At 43.2% G+C, this 16,038-nt stretch carries 18 protein-coding genes; all 18 read right to left on the bottom strand.

What is annotated here, in order from left to right; genetic code table 11:
• Positions 1–295: 295 nt before the first annotated feature.
• The 18 genes from D6V41_RS17710 to D6V41_RS17630 are packed head-to-tail and all read right to left on the bottom strand — an operon-like array spanning position 296 to position 16,037.
• Entirely contained in the window at positions 296–619 is a 324-nt protein-coding gene (locus D6V41_RS17710) for a hypothetical protein (protein WP_136252890.1), read from the bottom strand.
• A 3-nt stretch (positions 620–622) separates the two neighbouring features.
• The gene (locus D6V41_RS17705; RefSeq protein WP_136252889.1) at positions 623–1,036 is read right to left on the bottom strand and encodes a hypothetical protein; all 414 of its coding nucleotides are present in this window, start codon (positions 1,034–1,036) and stop codon (positions 623–625) included.
• Positions 1,037–1,045: 9 nt separating this feature from the next.
• The gene (locus D6V41_RS17700) at positions 1,046–3,595 is read right to left on the bottom strand and encodes a LamG domain-containing protein (RefSeq protein WP_136252888.1); all 2,550 of its coding nucleotides are present in this window, start codon (positions 3,593–3,595) and stop codon (positions 1,046–1,048) included.
• Between the two features lie 3 nt (positions 3,596–3,598).
• Complete coding sequence (locus D6V41_RS17695) at positions 3,599–3,937, bottom strand: hypothetical protein (RefSeq protein WP_136252887.1); 339 nt, start codon at positions 3,935–3,937, stop codon at positions 3,599–3,601.
• Entirely contained in the window at positions 3,937–4,317 is a 381-nt protein-coding gene (locus D6V41_RS17690) for a hypothetical protein (protein WP_136252886.1), read from the bottom strand. The genes D6V41_RS17695 and D6V41_RS17690 overlap by 1 nt, the downstream gene beginning before the upstream one ends.
• A 7-nt stretch (positions 4,318–4,324) precedes the next feature.
• Positions 4,325–4,741, bottom strand: a complete 417-nt coding sequence (locus D6V41_RS17685) for a hypothetical protein (RefSeq protein ID WP_136252885.1) — start codon at positions 4,739–4,741, stop codon at positions 4,325–4,327.
• Positions 4,738–5,355 (bottom strand): hypothetical protein, encoded by a 618-nt coding sequence (locus D6V41_RS17680; protein ID WP_136252884.1) that lies wholly within the window; start codon positions 5,353–5,355, stop codon positions 4,738–4,740. The genes D6V41_RS17685 and D6V41_RS17680 overlap by 4 nt, the downstream gene beginning before the upstream one ends.
• A gap of 11 nt (positions 5,356–5,366) precedes the next feature.
• Positions 5,367–6,026 (bottom strand): hypothetical protein, encoded by a 660-nt coding sequence (locus D6V41_RS17675; RefSeq protein ID WP_136252883.1) that lies wholly within the window; start codon positions 6,024–6,026, stop codon positions 5,367–5,369.
• Positions 6,023–10,651 carry a phage tail protein gene (locus tag D6V41_RS17670; protein WP_136252882.1) on the bottom strand — a complete coding sequence of 1,543 codons (4,629 nt, stop codon included), beginning with the start codon at positions 10,649–10,651 and terminating at the stop codon, positions 6,023–6,025. The genes D6V41_RS17675 and D6V41_RS17670 overlap by 4 nt, the downstream gene beginning before the upstream one ends.
• Positions 10,648–11,262 carry a hypothetical protein gene (locus tag D6V41_RS17665; protein ID WP_136252881.1) on the bottom strand — a complete coding sequence of 205 codons (615 nt, stop codon included), beginning with the start codon at positions 11,260–11,262 and terminating at the stop codon, positions 10,648–10,650. The genes D6V41_RS17670 and D6V41_RS17665 overlap by 4 nt, the downstream gene beginning before the upstream one ends.
• A complete protein-coding gene (locus tag D6V41_RS17660) occupies positions 11,259–11,828 on the bottom strand; it encodes a hypothetical protein (protein ID WP_136252880.1) in 570 nt (189 codons plus the stop codon). The genes D6V41_RS17665 and D6V41_RS17660 overlap by 4 nt, the downstream gene beginning before the upstream one ends.
• Positions 11,825–13,882: a phage tail length tape measure family protein gene (locus D6V41_RS17655; RefSeq protein ID WP_136252879.1), complete on the bottom strand. Its 2,058-nt coding sequence runs from the start codon at positions 13,880–13,882 to the stop codon at positions 11,825–11,827. Before D6V41_RS17655 ends, D6V41_RS17660 begins: the two co-directional genes overlap by 4 nt.
• Positions 13,882–14,031, bottom strand: coding sequence for a hypothetical protein (locus D6V41_RS18225; RefSeq protein ID WP_168711080.1), 150 nt, complete (start codon positions 14,029–14,031; stop codon positions 13,882–13,884). The genes D6V41_RS17655 and D6V41_RS18225 overlap by 1 nt, the downstream gene beginning before the upstream one ends.
• 23 nt (positions 14,032–14,054) lie before the next feature.
• Positions 14,055–14,399 (bottom strand): hypothetical protein, encoded by a 345-nt coding sequence (locus D6V41_RS17650; RefSeq protein WP_136252878.1) that lies wholly within the window; start codon positions 14,397–14,399, stop codon positions 14,055–14,057.
• Positions 14,399–14,818, bottom strand: coding sequence for a hypothetical protein (locus tag D6V41_RS17645; RefSeq protein ID WP_136252877.1), 420 nt, complete (start codon positions 14,816–14,818; stop codon positions 14,399–14,401). The genes D6V41_RS17650 and D6V41_RS17645 overlap by 1 nt, the downstream gene beginning before the upstream one ends.
• Positions 14,819–14,874: 56 nt before the next feature.
• Positions 14,875–15,249 carry a hypothetical protein gene (locus tag D6V41_RS17640; protein ID WP_136252876.1) on the bottom strand — a complete coding sequence of 125 codons (375 nt, stop codon included), beginning with the start codon at positions 15,247–15,249 and terminating at the stop codon, positions 14,875–14,877.
• Positions 15,233–15,712 (bottom strand): hypothetical protein, encoded by a 480-nt coding sequence (locus D6V41_RS17635; RefSeq protein ID WP_168711079.1) that lies wholly within the window; start codon positions 15,710–15,712, stop codon positions 15,233–15,235. Before D6V41_RS17635 ends, D6V41_RS17640 begins: the two co-directional genes overlap by 17 nt.
• A gap of 4 nt (positions 15,713–15,716) precedes the next feature.
• A complete protein-coding gene (locus tag D6V41_RS17630; protein WP_136252874.1) occupies positions 15,717–16,037 on the bottom strand; it encodes a phage head completion protein in 321 nt (106 codons plus the stop codon).
• Position 16,038: the final 1 nt, after the last annotated feature.

Below are 16,038 nucleotides of genomic sequence, written 5' to 3'. Positions count from 1 at the left end.
AAAAGGCGGAAAGTAAAATTATACATTTAATTCAAAGGCTTAAATCTAATTTTGCATGAATTTTTATGCTGTAAAATTGCTTAATTTAGTTAAATAGAAAACATTGAAAAATATAGTAAAATCTGAAAACACTGTAAATATACACAACTGTATAATGTTATTGCAAAATGCGCTGCATAGTGCGCCTGATTTCAAGTCAGTGCGATAACACTTATAAAACAGTAAAATAACTTACAATTGTGTAATAACAATTGCGTTTTAAGCTTTTGATTTACAGTATTATCGCTTCTGTATATTACACAACTTTAACAGGCGCTATTCGCATAACATCATCAGATGTTAATTCATAGCCGTTTGTGTACGTTGTGCTGTATCCAATTATCGTTAGCTTATGCTCGCCCTCTGGTAAGCTTGTCTGAGTGCCTATTCTGATACGAAGTTCAGTATCTGAGTGAATATCGACATAATCTCCGTCCGTGTCGTATGACTCGTTGCCTATCTCAACGACTATTCGATTAAAATTATTAAGACCAGAGGTAGCAAAGTCTCCGTCAAAGTCAAAAAGAAGCACAACAGGATTGTCATGCCCTTTTACTATGTAGTTCTGCAAATAACTCATAGCTTAGCTCGCTGTGAATAGCGTTGACCCTACATCGATAACAAAATTCTCGCCGTTGTTCAACGTGATACTTGAACCGTAGTCATAATGACTTACAAGCGGTTTGCCTGCTGTTGTATCGTTATAAAGCACGACATGACGGAAAGGGCCAATGGCGCCACCAGAAGCGGTTATAGTAACATCCCCTGATGGGCTAACTGATAAAGTGCCGCTTACTTGTGTTGCTGATGTGCCGATAACTGAGCCGCCCGCTGTATAACCATTACCCGCTGAAATTTCAGTAATATCTGACTTTACAGCATCTGTCGCGGCTGGTGCTGAGTTAGTTAGCATGAATTTGTAAGTGTCGTTCTCAAAGTCATGCTTTTTAGTCGCCATATCTAGCATTGTTACGTTGAATTTATTGTATGTAGCCATTTTAAACCCCTAGTGATGTTTGTACTGTGCCGAAGCAAAGCTTTTGTGATAATTGATATTAATTTCTGTTGGTTTGTACTGCATTCTGTAGCCGTTTATACGTATCTCAACAAAGCCAGAGTAGTCTAAATTTACACTCGTTCCGGTGTAGTCATAACGACCTGACTCTAACGTGAACGTGCGGTTGTAAAGCGTGTCTATGTCTTGACCGATTACCGCATAGCTACCTTGCGCGATAGCGATTGCTCGATTGTAAAATAAGGCAATATCTAAGCCGCTTGACGTGTAATTGCTGGTCTGAATGTCTATACGCTTATTATGCCTTAAGTCAACGTTTTGACCTGCCAATTCAATCAGCCCTGAGTCAAGTGATATGCGATAACTTGCGCTAACTTGATAATCAAAACTTACCGGAGAGCCTGTAATGCTATACGCGCCTGACTGCAACGATACCCGCTTATTATGCAATAGTGAGATGTTATCACCGGATAATAAGTAATAACCTTGCTGTGCTTGTATGCGTTTGTTATGCAGCAAGTCTAGCGCTTCGCCTTGCTGTAAGTATACGCCTGAATTTAATTCGAGAGTGTAGCTTGCAACTTGTACCGCTGGATTAATAAGCACAACAGACAGCAAACCTCGATTAAAGCTCGCGGTGTTATTTGTTACTGTGTGAGTTTGGGTGCCTGAGTCTGTAAATTCAAAACCAAAAAGCCCAATGTTAAAGTTATCTCTCGATGCGTAGTGATATTGCACATCACCATTGTCTGACATTGAGTGTCCGTTACCTTCATGATAGCAAGCGATTGTGCGCTGGCCTGAATTGTGCGGCATATCGACACTGAGTATGCTTCCTGTGCTTTCTGTATCACTTAATATTGATGCAATAGGCGTTGTTTGGTCTACATCACTTAACTGCATCAAGCTGACAGATAAGTTATTGCCGCCGATTGAACTATCTATGCTAATGTTGATAGGTCCGCCTGCAGATGGGTAATCAGCATGCTTAATAATTAAAATTTGTGATGCGTTTTCTGCTCCAGCGCCGCCCGATCTGTTTACTGCAACACTTGAAAAGCTTTTACCGCCCCACGTTGCACTCGCGGTTAATGGCGCTTGCGCGGTTTCCCAACTTAAAAATAGTAATGCAAGTTTATTGCTGCCGCTTATCGGGCTAACAATGGGCGTTATCTGGGCGCTTTCGACACTATCATAGTCAATGTGATAATCAGCAACAACGGTTGAGCCACTCGGCGCACCACTGTATGTAAAGTTCATTGCAGAGCCAACTTTCTGATAACTACCAGACTGTAAGCTTAAAGCGCGGTTATACAGTAGACTTAAATCAGTTGGTTGCTTGCTATATGCGCCGCTATCAGCGCTTAATACCTTATTGTGTAATAAGTCAATGTTATTTCCAGTTTTATTGTAACCAACGCTTTCCGCTTGTATTGTGCGATTAGCTAGTAAACTTAATGTCTGGCCTGATTTTATATAAGCGCCTGAGTCAATTGCTAGCGTGTACTCTGTGATCGTGCCACCTATGCTTTCTGGCGTTCCTACCGTCCAATACGTTGCTGGATTATTTTGATTGGCATATTCGGCTGCAATATGTTCAGCACTTAATGCGCTTAATCTTACTCTGACTTCATCAATACTTGAATTTCTAAACGCGGCAACAGCGCGAACAAATGTCGAACCATTTGCACCGCCAACATATAGCTCGCCATCAGTAGCAGATGAAGCACTAGCACCACCAGTGCTCACATCAAGCGAACCGTCAAAGTATATTCTACGATTCGTTGCTGATAATGTTGCGTGTAGCATAACCCAAGTATTTGAGCTATCCGCAAGCGTACTGTTACTTCTTATCTCGACGCTATTGCCTGTTTGCAGTGAGAATGTATCGGGGCTTGAGCGATAATAAAGCTGTGCGCCGTTATTTCCACCGAAATTGATAATTGAGTTAGGGCCACCGCCCATAACGCCATTTATTTTTACCCAGGCTTGCAGAGTGATCTCCGAAAATGATGAAGTGTTTCCAGTTTGACCACTTAACCCACCTGTGTTGTCGTCACTAGTGGACACACCCATGCCTAATTTGCCGGGCTGATTAATGCTAACATTACTGTTGATAGATAAATTCGCGCCAGCACTTGAGTCGATTAGCGGCTGTGACATCTCGTTTAAGTGATAAGCGGCAAGATATTCTTGCCATACACTGTTGCGTCCGTAAGCTGAAGCATCTAGCTCTTTTGTCTCGCCTGATTTGCCGTAGAACAGCCAAACTTTAGTCGATGCACTAAGCGCAGGAATTCTAATCCATAGCTGCGCTTCTTGTGCAACGTTATCAAACTTAGCTATATCAAGCGGAATTTGGTTTGAACCATCGTCATTTAAACAAACACGCAAATCACCGCCGCCATTCTCAGAGTTCGCCCAAATTTCACTAGGCAGATTATCTTCTGTAATGACAGCCGTGAAGCCGTTGATTGTACCGGCTGGCGCTTGCGGCGTTATCTCAACACGTTTTGACCAATCCGTTGCAGTTATCGCCATGCTTTACGCTCTGTCGAATCGCTTAGAATATTCAACTACATCGCCAGTGTACGATGCGAGAAAATCAGCTACCGTTAAATCACCTGATTCAATTGCAGCTAATGGCATCAGCTTTTGCATTGTCGCATTAAGCGCCGCTAAACTTGCATTAAATTCATCACTGTACTTGTCTCTGTCGTCTTGCGTGAATTCGTCATTAGTATTGGTATTCATAAATGCAGCAAAAGCTAATACTTCATTGACTACCGAATTTAATTGACTGTTGATTGATGATGCTTGGTTAATTAATCGGCTGACTTCGCTATCAATTCGACCTGCTCTTGCTAATTTTGCTACGCTCATTATTTTAACCTCATTGACTTCATTAAATTCTTTCTGCTTCCATAAACTCTATCTACATACTCCGCGTTAATCACGTACGGAATAAGCTTTGCGCTTTTATCAATGGCCCTTTTAAACCACGTAACGTGAAATTCTAAAAATTCATAACAAGGCCTAAAGCTTTCTAGCGTTAATCCCTCGTCTAGTTTTACGGCTTCTGTGTAGCACTCAAATTCTGAAAACTGCTCATGCTCTGATACATTTGCCACGGCTAAAACATCATCTTTTTTATTGTTGTGTCTTAGCACTCGAAATATGTACTTACCGTCTGATTTTTCATCGATTACAGCGTGCAAATTTTTTCCAATCGGCGTTTCATATATCACTTGATGTAATGTCATTTTTTGCTCATACGATTATTAGATAAACTCCGCACACGTAACAAATAAAGCCGATGCTCATACGCAAGCCCGAGACATAATATAAATCTTCTTTTTCCATCGCATTTTTGCAATGATCCACTTCGCCGACTGTCACATAAAAAAGCCAATCAACCACTTTTGCCATATACCTGGCAGTGTCGCTTTTTGATGATTGATAGCCGAGTTCGCTACTAATTGTTGTTTTAAAATGGCCGCCGAATATAGCATTCACTAAACAATCTTGGCCGATTAATATCGAGTACAACCAGCCTTGCTTTTTGCCGCGCTTCTGCACCTTGTCAAAAGCGAACGATATTATCTCAAGTGGTATCATAAACATAATCAAACTGCCCCAGGTTAACGCAATAAACAGGAGTAAAACTTTAGACTTAACGAAGCTCATTTCTTCAATCTCCGGAATCGTATGCTCGGCACACTGACTGCTCTATATCTCCATATTCCTATATATCCTTGCTCTCTTACACGTGTAAAATTTTCATTGGTTGGGTTGAACAATTCAGGCTTAAACTCAAAACCATATTCTAAATATCTTTCAAATCCAAAAAGCTTAAATCGCTTTTGCTTGATGTATCTTTCCTTGCCCTTTTTATTGCGCCACAGGCAGTCTATCGGGCGATTGGCTTTAAGCTTCAATATCTTTATGTCGTTGTAGTGTATGGACTCAGCAAACCATGGTTGAAGTCGTAAATTCCAGCAGACATTGCGTATCGCACACCACTTGTAGCCTAGCCACCAGCGCTTAATGAATGGCTGTTCGTGCCAAAGTATGCGCAGATAGTCCGGCCACCATCCTTGTTTAGTTTTACCGTCGACATTTGACCATAGCACGCGAGGGTGATTCGGGTCGCACCCTGTGCCATTCCAACCGTCCTCTTCACATCCCCAAATAGCATTTAGCCCCCAAGGTAATTGGTTAAGGTTTCGAGCGGTCGCGTGAAATGTTGCAGGGATAAGCACAATCTTAGCTATCGGGCTTAAGATTAATCGGTGTAACACTAAGCGCCATATCATGATATTGCGTCAAATTGATTTATGTAACTTTCCGCAACAGCTATAAAATCATCAAGCGTTGCGGTCTCAACGGCCTTTTTACCCGCTAGTCTCAGCCTGCGCGTTGCTTGTATCACGGTTTCAAATTGCTGTGCCGTTTGCTCGATGTTCTGAGCCGCATCTTCAACAGTTGTGAAAGTAGAGTTATCGAACCATGATTGAAGCATCTCTGGAACTGCATCAGTTGGGCTATCAGCATCTCGCCATGCTTTCACTTGTTGCTGTGTCAGTTGATACTCGACAATTGTGAATTTACCTTTGCTAACGAACCTTTCACATGCTCTTGATGCCGCTTGATCGATTAGCTCCTTCGCTTGCGCTTTTGTTTGCACTTCATCAATGTGAAGTGGTAAGGCGTAACCACTTGCTCGCAAATCCCGCAAGACTTTTATTAAAATCTGCTTTTCAGTATGTTCAATTAACGGCTTATTTTCTTGGGGCGAAAGCGGTACAAAATCAGTGCCGTTGTAACTATATTGACTACGCGGATAATAACCGACATGCAACACTTCACCTTCCAGTAAAGGAAAATCATCGGGTATATTTTCTAAATCAATTTCGCGCCATGAGACTGTTCGCATTATGCGATTATGTGGGTTTGTTATTGTGTACATCATGAGACTTTTGCCCCTCTCAAGTAACCATTTATGCTGCCGTTCGCATTTGTATAACTGCCACTGACAGCAAGAGTGACACGCAAGCGATAAGTGCCTGCGCTTTGATTGTTTACAGAGATGTTGAAGCTGAAGCTTTGGCCTAATTCAAAACCGCTAGCAGGGTCTTGCTCTTGAGTACCGCTGATTTGCGTACCATTTTTTTCAAGCCATGCAACTACTCGTGTTGGTCTAAATTCAGGCTCACCCCCGACAAATTGCGTAGCTGTTGCGCCCCCACTGAATGCCGCCGTTATATTCCATGTTCCGGCATCCAACGGTATTTGATATATAGTTTTTGTGCCAACAGTTAAAGATTCGCCTCCCGTATCTTCTATGACTGTACTCCCCGGCGCATCTGCTCCGGGTTGGCCGGGCGCTCCGTCCTCGCCGTCTTTACCATCCAATCCGCTAACTAAAAGTTGGTAGCCGTCTATATCATCTGAGTCGCTTTCAGCAACAATGGCGGCGACAAACACATCTGAACTGCGAAGTGTTAAATCTTCCTCGTTACCCGGGTTATCAACTGCTACCCATTTATTTTCTTTATAAATAACAGGTATGAAATGATTGCTAGAATTGGTCGGTACGAGTGAAAGATTGGGGCATCTAGTGCCAAAATCATCAAGTGAATGAACTAAATAAAAGAATCCAGAGCGACCCTCACCAAAGTCTGTGAATACTGTCTCTGTAATTAAGTCTCTAGTCGCCCCAGCGGGAGTGATTAACTTGGTGCCGACTACTTGTAATTCTCCGCGATTGTAATTGCCGCCTTCGTCGCGATTAAGCTTAATAATAATATCAGACTTGCCGCCAGCCGTTGCGGGAACGATTGAAGCGGGCAATGAGCCGATACCGTCATTTGCCTCGTAAGGCGTTGCAAAATAACCAACTACAACGCCGTCTATCTCGTAAGTGCGGCCCGACACATTGGCTACGTCAACGCGAATGCTAATAATGTCATTATCAATCCAATCTGTGCCGCCTGCGGTTAAATCACGCATATCAAAGACAAGGTATTGCCATTCGTCTTTTTTGTAGTCTACTTGTATATCTTTTCTAAATGAGCCGTTTAAGTTGTGGCCGCTAGTTTCATAATACAGCTGCGCGGTAGTGCTATGGTCTGCGCTTGTCGTTCTGACTCGAACACGAATTGCATAGTTCTGGTCGCCAGCGATAGGGCGTGGAAAGTCTGGGCCCACCAAATATGGATCTGCCGTTGTGCTAGTGAGGGTCACAATACCGCGCGAGATGCTGTGGTTTGCATTTGCAACGCTCCAACCTTGAAGTGTATTATTTTCAAACCCCCACTGCTGGCCGCGTCTGCCCACAATTGCGTCGGCTGTTATGCCGCGTTCGCCTTTCGGGCCTTGTAGCCCAGGGTCGCCTTGCTGTCCTTTGCGTCCGCTGCTGTGAAACGTAACATTTTCTAAGACGCCTAACGCCGCGTTAATAGAGCAATCAAAACGATATGCACCGCTCGGTGCAACGCTTGATGTGTAAATTCGCGTACCATTTTTGTAATATCTGACTTCTGCTGCATCGCAGACAATGCTAAAAACATCTCCTTGTACATACGTTGCTTTTGTTCCTCGTAATGAACTGCTTTCCCAAACCTCAACATCTCCGTCTGTATCAAAGCGTATAGCATAGTTAATGTCATGATAATCGGCATCAGAACCGTCATCATTTGATATACCAACCATTGCATTCAAACCTGTCGTCGGAGAAAAGCTGGCAGTACAAGCATCGTATTGCTCTAGAGAATAAGCCCCAGCATTCCAGCCATTACTGTTTAGCGTTTTTTCAATGCGATTGCCGACAATCCGCGTGTTAGCTGAATTTTTGAAAGTAGTTGAACTTGCGCCATCCTTGCCGGGCGCACCGTCTTGCCCCTTTTGAGTAAGCAAACTATAGACAACCGTAGGCGAGCCAGTTGTGTAATTTATGGTGGTGCGATTCCATAAAAATGGTAGTGCGTCGGTCAGTGCGCCTGCCGCCGCTATGGTGCTCTGCCAAGTACCTGTTGGTTCGTTCGTGCCGCTATTATGTCGCTGATACGCTTCAACAATGCTAGAAATGCCACGACCATCTGAAACATATTGCGTGACTCGAATAACGTTAGTGTTTGACGTTGATCCGTTCGAATAATTAATTCGGTTATAGTTCCACAAAAAGCGATTGCTGGCCGTGGGTGTCGGTGGTGTCGTTGTCCAGCCACCGCTTGCGATCGTTGGCTTTGTCTCGCTATTTGTTAGCTTGTAAAACTCTGTGGTGCTTGCAATTGATACGCCATCCTCTCCATTTTTAACAAGTATTTCAGGCGCTGACCATGAGACTGTATTATCTGTGCCATCGAACCCAAATATACTAAACACACCAAATGATTCATAAACAGGGTCAGTGCCGCCAGGGGTATTTTCCTGCCAGCCAGTCGGAGCGGTTAGCGTGTTAGTGTTAAAGTTGTAACTGCCACCGATGGGTGTTGATAATGGAGTTGCTGAGCGCCTTAGAATGCGTGCGGTGTAATAAGATTTAGTCGGCTCTGCATCTTCACCGTTTTGAGCAACTTCTACTACATCACTAAACACAGAAGTGTTATCAGTCGCAGACGAACCAGTTACAACAAAGGTTGTTGATGTTGCGTACAATTGGTCTGTGCCAGTTGGAATAGTCGTAGACCATCCTGCCGGCGGCGTTGCTGTATTCGTGCCGAAATTATAAGACGCTGAATTGTTAGCCGGTTTAGCTGGCTTGCTTGATGCGCGTCTGAAAAAGGTAATTTGTGCAACTGACTTGCCATCACTGCCCGCTGTGCCGCCAGTAGGTTTAGGGAAAAAACCGAACTTGTCTAACTTAGTTAAATCAACTGTAGGTGTAGGCTGTCCGGGCGCGATACCAACGTGTGTTTTACTAGCACTGTCCGTTGTGCTGATATTTAAGCCGCTGTCACTCTCAGCGTAAGCAATCCATGTATAACTATTCTGCTCTTGGTCAACAACGAAATTATATTCAACAGGGTCAGACTTAACACCTAAACTATTAATAGCACGTAATGTCAACGTGTAGCTGTCTTGCTCTAAGTTCCTTAGCTCTACCTTTTTACGTAAGACCGTTTCAGTGTGAACAATATCACCGCCGATATTCTCAACCACCACCTCATAACGCGTTGTATCACCTGTCCATGTAATGTCTATTTGTCTTAAGTCGTTGTAAACATCTTGCTTGGTGATATTGTCAGGCGGATTAGGTCGTCCTATAGGGTTTGATGTATCAGGGAATGTAGGCTTTAACCCTGTGTTTTCAAAGTCGTAAATGTACGGCTGGTGCTCTCGAACTTTTAGCTTTATTTGGTCGTCAGTTTCGGTCGTATCTACAATTCTAAAAGGTTTGTTTGACCATCCTGCTTTTGAGTTCGACACATTAACAATATCGCCTACTTCAAACAGCGTACCCCATAGCGGCAAGGTGATTTCTGTGGATAATTGCTCTCGGCTAATCTCAGCAAAGGCTTTAGCAAATGCGAGCGCTTCATAGTAATTTCGGCATGTATCTAAATTAACAGAGGTCTCAAGTAATACGCCGTTATCTTCAGCTAACCAATTTGTTTCAATCGTGGAGTCTTTAGGCGGGTAAATGGCCTCTTGCTTTGTCGCATTCGCGTCATTATCAATGTAGGTAACGATAACGCGGTTGTAGCGATTGGACTTGTTCGAGTTGGTTATATCCCCGAACTCTACCCCTGGATCTTCATCGCTAATAGTAAGCGATACAGGCGGGTCGTCTTTTTCAATGATAGGCGTTAGCTTACCATCTAACACAGGCATCATAGCGCGCATTGATTTAAGCATTCTCACGCAGTTTTCAAATACTGTGGCGCTTGTATCTATCTTAGCATCGATAGTGAACAGCTTGCGCATTTGACCGCTGTCTTTTATCTCTTCTACATCATCGTCACATATACCCGCCGCTGTACTAAACTTGCCTAGATTCAGAAAGCTATCAGGGAGATTTTTGCCAAATTTGTCCGATGTCAGGTAATTTCTGAGTGCTAGCGCTGGGTTACTGTGCGTTGTGCCTGTCAAATCAGCTGTAAACTGTGGCTCTGAACGCAAAAGATTTTCACCCTCTGCGTTTTGTAGTCTGATATACGTACACGCTTTACCCTCGACATTATCAGTCGTTCTCCAACCTGCTTTTGTTAAGTAGGGGTCGGAGTATCCCACCATGCCGTTAGGAAAATTAGTTGCGTAAGCATAGCGTCTACCGTTTGACACAAACAAGTTAGAGTTAGACGACATATCAACGCCATCGGCATACACCGCGTCAATTGACTCTACAGATTCTGCCCACACAATAATAATATGCAGTAATTCATTGGGCGTAGACGCATCATTACCTTCGGACGTTTCTTTAAATATTATCGTGCCAGTTGTGCGCTCGACTTTACCGTACACTTTGCCGATATAGGCATCGGTTGCCGCTTTGGTTAACTCAACGCCCAGATTCTGCTCAAGCTCTGGCGGGTCAGGCATGAGCCAATCAAGAACTGCAGTGATGGGCGAAAATAGTTTCTTAAATAAACTCATACGAGGTTAACCCTTGGATTAGGTATCACTATTCGCCCGCCACCTATTCGACCTGAGCCAGTGCCGCTCGGCGCATCTTTGCCCCAATAAACTTTTTCTTTGGCTTTGGCTGCATGGTCAAATGCTGTGTCTGTCGGGTAGTATCGTTGCTGTGATTTGGAGTTGGTTTTAATGCCGGCGGTCTTTTCGAAGTCTGCCCATATACTTGAAGCGGTGACTTCTAACTCTGACTTTTCGGTGTTAATTTTGACTTCGGATAAAAGCCCCTCAAACGCAGATTTAACGAGTATTTGATTATCGTCACTGTCGTGTATGTGCTTGCGGATCTTGCATGGCTTATTCATCCAGCTTGCGCCAAGAAAAGCGTTAATTAGCACACCCTCAGGGTCGCTAAAGTCAATGCTTATATCGTTGGTCTTGGGTTGTGCCGTAATTTCTATCTCTGGCATTTCATCAATAAAGCCCGGCAGATAGTTTTGCGATAAGTAAACCTTAACAACATCAGTATTGTTAAAGCGATAGGTTGTTGTGCCAACTTGGAACTCGAGAGTGTAAAAAACCCTTGGCTTATCTTTCAACTTCGCCAATTGACCTGCAGTATGACTGATCATGCTTGTTCTATTAGCTCCACATCGATCACGCCAAACTTGCTCTTTCCCGCGTCAACCTCTGCGCTAAACTGGTTGTTTAAACACACCTGAAACACCACGTCATCACCGTATAAAACGGTGGTGGCTGTTGATATGGTCTCAACTAAGGGGCAAGTAAGGGTTAAGCGAATAGCGCCTGAAATGTTGGATTTAGACGCGATTTGATAGACTTTTTTGTGGTTATCGAATTGAATAAAATCGCCAGGCTTATAATCCGCATCTGTATCAATATCGATAACCTTTAAACCGCGATTAAATGTGGTATCAGGTCTATGGCCGCTGAATGACGCAAGCGCAGGTAATGGGTTCGGTAAATCAAAGACCTCAAGTGAACCTTCGAGTGAATTCACCATTGCGCTATAGGCCATAAATTCAGCGTATGGCATCGGCGGAGATGTTATTGCAAGCATAAAAAAAGGGGATTTATTGCCCCTTGCTCGATTTCTGAAATACCTCGTTTTACTCGTGCGGGTATCAACCATTTGCTCAATGCTTATTTTTGCATTATCAGGCGGGATATAACTCATAATGGGCGCCCTTGAACGCTGGCTAGTAATCGAGTGAGCGGCTTTTTAACGCTGTTTATCTCGTCCATAATGTCATCAGGTCGGCGAGACATAACAGACAGGTTAATTGTCATGTTTGATGCGTTTGGTTGATTGTTCATTGAGCCAATTAAGTCTTTATTACTAGTGATTTGCCCGGTTCCATTGGGCGTGAATAATTCCGGCCCTCTTTCACCAACTAAATAGGTTTGTCCACTGTAAACTGGCCCGCCTAACTCTCTAGCCCCTGCCACTGGCGTTGACCTGATGGCTGCAACGTTTGCTAAACCAGCCGCTAGTGCCGCTGCCGCGAATGCTTGCGGGATGGGTGGAGGATATGGCGCGGCTAAAGCTGTGTTCACGGCTTCATACGTCTTTATTGTTGCGTTAGCTATAGCGCCAGCTTTCGCGATCGCTGCAAGCTTAGAATTCTTTTGCCCTGCTATCTGTAAGTTAGAAAAGAAATCATCTCTGGCGATTTGTTGATTCGTTTTTACTTCTTGTTGCTTTAATGCTTTTTCCTGCTCTGCTCGCTGTAATTCAGCTTCAAACAAAGCAAATGACTTTTCTTCTCTATCGGCTATCTGTTGGTTGTATAACGCATTAGAGCGGCTTATATAGTCTTGCTGAAGTTCAAGCAATGAGTCGTAACCAGCGGCGGCTATATCTTGCTCGCTCAGATTTAATTCTTGTATTTTGGCTATTCTTGCTTGATTTTGCTCTTCTAAAGAAACATCGCCACCTAAAACTCGATTGAGTTCAGACAGATTTCTAACGTTGCTCGCTTGTTCTTGGGATAAACGTACTGACTCAGCTTGCGCTTGATTAATTAGTTGTAGTTGGGTATATAAATACTGCGCCTCTTTGGGTAGGTCTTCAAATGATGTTGCCCCATTAGAAAATGCAAACGCTAGTTTGTTTGCCTCATCTACACTACCGCTTAAATTCAAGCTCGCTATTGCTATTTCTTGATTTAAACCTTGAACTAATGAAAGAGCGGAATCATTGCCACCAATAGCTTCTGCTAATGAGCCTTTATTCCTCAGTTCTTCAAGTTTTTGCGTTAAGAATTCAGTTGTTTCGGCTGCGACTTTTGCATCAGCAAAGAATAATTTTAAGTCTGATACTATTAATTTAACTTCATCAGAGACATTGCTGCCGGCGGTGGCTAACTCAGACAGTTTGGTTTGTAATGCGTCAAAATTTTCAGCAGTTGGCGTTGTTTCAAGGTCAGCAATGCTTTGAATTAAGCTAGCGCCTAAAGCCCTAGCCTCTTCGCCTGTTTTACCTAACTGCTCTCCTAGTTCCTGAGATACTTCGATAAAGCCTTTTTGACTCTGAACATAAACGGCGCTAGATTTATCAGCATTGTTAATAGCATCGACATAATCTTGTATTCCTGAGAATCCGAAATCTGCATCTATCTCATTAAGCGCAGTGGTTATCCCTTTAGCAGCTGCTGATGAAGCAATTTCTGCCCTGATTAAAGCCGCTTCAAGTTCTGCTGCAACAACCGTATTGCCGACTTTAGCAAGTTCTCGTAAACCATCGGTGAAATCATATAGCCCGTCTTGCCCCTTGACCGCTATTTCGCTTAACTTATCCATAGACTCGGACAATTCTTCTGTAGCGTCTTTCGCGTCAAATATTGCAGGGGCTAGACTTACGCCAATAACAGAACCAATGGCGATAACTGCACCAACAATTGCACCAGTTGGCCCAAAAATACCGGCTAACTGCGAACCTTGTTGACCGAATGCTTGTAACGCGTTTGTGCCGCCGCCAACCTGAACCGCGAAATCCTGTATTTGGAAACCGGCTTGTTGAATGCCTTGCCTAAATGCCCCGCTTGACTTATTAGACGATGCAAACGATTTGCTTAGCCTCTGATTTGAAAATACTGCATCATTCGCCGCTTGTTTCTGAGCTTTTGACCAAGCATGGGTTTTTGCAGTTGTTTTCTCTAGTTCGCGTTTAAACTGTGACGACTCAACAGTCATGCGTGTTACTAGATCAGCAAGTACGGATTTAGCCATTATTTTCTTCTTGCCTTAGCTTCGTTGATTTGCTTTTCAGCTTGACGATTTTTGTAGTCATAGAACGCCATCCAATATGTAAACTCTTCACTCGTCATTTGTGAGAGTTCTTCAACTGTTTTGCCTAAGTCTTGCGCTAACTGGAACATAAACATTAGCCCGTCAGCGCTAGTTAGTTTTTTTGAGCGTCCTCTACATCTTTTGGTGTTGCTTTTACTAGTTCACTGCACTTTTCGTATAGAGCTAGAAAATCATCTTCATCAAGAACATCAAGCAGCGCTATACATTCATCAGCGCCAAGTTCATCAATTACCCGTTGACCATCTTTCCACCAACATATAGCCACTACTAAAAATGCATAAAGCTTTTTGTCTTTGGCTTTATCATTAGCAATTAGCATCGCTCGGTGTGAAAGTAGCGGCCGCATAACTTGGAAATCTTGATCTAGAGAAGATAGCCGGATGCTTTCCGGCTTCATTTCATCCCTTTTCTTTTGCAGGGCCTTGAACAAGTCCATTAACTTGCACTCTCAGTAAAAGTAATGTCGCTAGCCCGCCGTATAACGCAAGACCACATTTTTGAGCTAGGCGCATCCCCTGCATTGATGCCATAATTTTTTAACTTAGCATCCAACTCTAATGAATCACCGTCAGAATAGGTCACTCGAATTTTGCAAGAACCGTTGTTTCTGGCTAGTGTTCTAAAAGCAAGTTGGTCTGAATCTGACTTGATGTAGTAAGCAGATAGAGTTTGCTCAGTTGGCGAGTCCATTTCGTTGTCGTATTGGCGAACGGTATCACGTACTGTAGTGACCTCTCGCTCTCCTTTTTCTTCTTTAAACTCTGGCATTTCTTGAATACCCAGCACTTCAACATACGTTGTGCCGTCATCGACCGAATACTCAAGCTTTGAGCCTGCCATAATGGATGTAGACATTTCTTTTCCCCTATAAATAAAAACCCGCTTGAAAGCGGGTCAGTCAAGATGTTTTGTTAGTCGTGGTAGAATGTATATTCGAGAATAACTTCTGTAATATCTGGCTCGAATAGTTGCTCTTCTGTTTCGTTTTCAAGAACAGCTAAATATATTTTTTTGTCAGTAATGTAGTTAAAAGGCGGTGTTATTGCTTCAACCACTAGTTCAGCAATATCTTTTGATGATTTATAGCTTTTTGTTCTTACCGTGATGTTATAAGTCGTCTGCTTTGGGCCTCTCGGTGCGCCCGACATGTCAATTTCTTGCGATCCACTGGTTTTTTCATAGGTCACACACGGGTAGTTGTCTCTTTTTATTGGCGATATGTTAGGGCCAACCGCCGCGACCAAGCCATTATGAGAGGTAAGTATTTTACTAAGCTGCTTTTCCATACTTTTTTATTGTCTCTATGATGACTCTTTGGCGGAGTCTGGTTTGCAAGATCTTCAATGCTTCTTTGTGTTTTGCATCAAACGAGCCTTTTAACATTGGGTATGCTTTAGTTCCTGGGTGATTAACTCTACCTCGCACCAAATCTGCCCCTAACGATAGCCCTTTCTTTTTGCTGCTAGGTCGATTTTTTATCTCGTGCCGTTTAGCCCCGCGCTCTAGTATCTGCCCATACCATGCGGTTCTTCGGTGAAAACCTATATGCAGAGTGGCAACGCTGTTTGATTTGCCTTTACCTCTGAAAACTTGGTTTCTTATTCCTTTTGCGAGCTTACCTGAATCTCTTGGCGCTCTTTTCCTCGCATCTTTGATGATAGGTCTAGATGCATCACGTAAAGAGCCTGTGAGTGCCGCAAATCCGGCTTTTTTGCCAAGTTCAGTCAACGCTTTTTCTAATTCGCGCAATCCCTCAGTCTTGTATATAGTTGACAGCATCAATTATTATTTCTTGGTTGAGCCCACGAATGTTTTCAACATTAGTGATTTCATACTCTTCGTTATCAACTTTAATTACCATTCCGCTTTTTATTGAGCGCTTATAGTGAAGTCTGAATTGATAGGTTTTTGAGAAATCATCGCCATCTGATGAAATGTTTCGAGAGACTTCCGATTGAACAGGCTCTGCTCTAGACGAAAACGCATAAATTAGATTTTCTTCTGTCTCGTTGTATTCGTTTTTGGTTTCAACTACGTTGTAAAAGCAAATTCTTTTACGGAGCCTGCCCGCCATT

This window comes from Ningiella ruwaisensis (assembly GCF_004798935.1).
Lineage (GTDB): Bacteria > Pseudomonadota > Gammaproteobacteria > Enterobacterales > Alteromonadaceae > Glaciecola > Glaciecola ruwaisensis.
This window is presented reverse-complemented; position numbering and strand designations above follow the sequence as displayed.

Coding starts and splice junctions, on each gene's coding strand:
- D6V41_RS17710 (WP_136252890.1), bottom strand. CDS start 619: ATGAGTTATTTGCAGAACTACATAGTAAAAGGGCATGACAATCCTGTT.
- D6V41_RS17705 (WP_136252889.1), bottom strand. CDS start 1,036: ATGGCTACATACAATAAATTCAACGTAACAATGCTAGATATGGCGACT.
- D6V41_RS17700 (WP_136252888.1), bottom strand. CDS start 3,595: ATGGCGATAACTGCAACGGATTGGTCAAAACGTGTTGAGATAACGCCG.
- D6V41_RS17695 (WP_136252887.1), bottom strand. CDS start 3,937: ATGAGCGTAGCAAAATTAGCAAGAGCAGGTCGAATTGATAGCGAAGTC.
- D6V41_RS17690 (WP_136252886.1), bottom strand. CDS start 4,317: ATGACATTACATCAAGTGATATATGAAACGCCGATTGGAAAAAATTTG.
- D6V41_RS17685 (WP_136252885.1), bottom strand. CDS start 4,741: ATGAGCTTCGTTAAGTCTAAAGTTTTACTCCTGTTTATTGCGTTAACC.
- D6V41_RS17675 (WP_136252883.1), bottom strand. CDS start 6,026: ATGATGTACACAATAACAAACCCACATAATCGCATAATGCGAACAGTC.
- D6V41_RS17670 (WP_136252882.1), bottom strand. CDS start 10,651: ATGAGTTTATTTAAGAAACTATTTTCGCCCATCACTGCAGTTCTTGAT.
- D6V41_RS17665 (WP_136252881.1), bottom strand. CDS start 11,262: ATGATCAGTCATACTGCAGGTCAATTGGCGAAGTTGAAAGATAAGCCA.
- D6V41_RS17660 (WP_136252880.1), bottom strand. CDS start 11,828: ATGAGTTATATCCCGCCTGATAATGCAAAAATAAGCATTGAGCAAATG.
- D6V41_RS17655 (WP_136252879.1), bottom strand. CDS start 13,882: ATGGCTAAATCCGTACTTGCTGATCTAGTAACACGCATGACTGTTGAG.
- D6V41_RS18225 (WP_168711080.1), bottom strand. CDS start 14,031: ATGTTCCAGTTAGCGCAAGACTTAGGCAAAACAGTTGAAGAACTCTCA.
- D6V41_RS17650 (WP_136252878.1), bottom strand. CDS start 14,399: ATGGACTTGTTCAAGGCCCTGCAAAAGAAAAGGGATGAAATGAAGCCG.
- D6V41_RS17645 (WP_136252877.1), bottom strand. CDS start 14,818: ATGTCTACATCCATTATGGCAGGCTCAAAGCTTGAGTATTCGGTCGAT.
- D6V41_RS17640 (WP_136252876.1), bottom strand. CDS start 15,249: ATGGAAAAGCAGCTTAGTAAAATACTTACCTCTCATAATGGCTTGGTC.
- D6V41_RS17630 (WP_136252874.1), bottom strand. CDS start 16,037: ATGGCGGGCAGGCTCCGTAAAAGAATTTGCTTTTACAACGTAGTTGAA.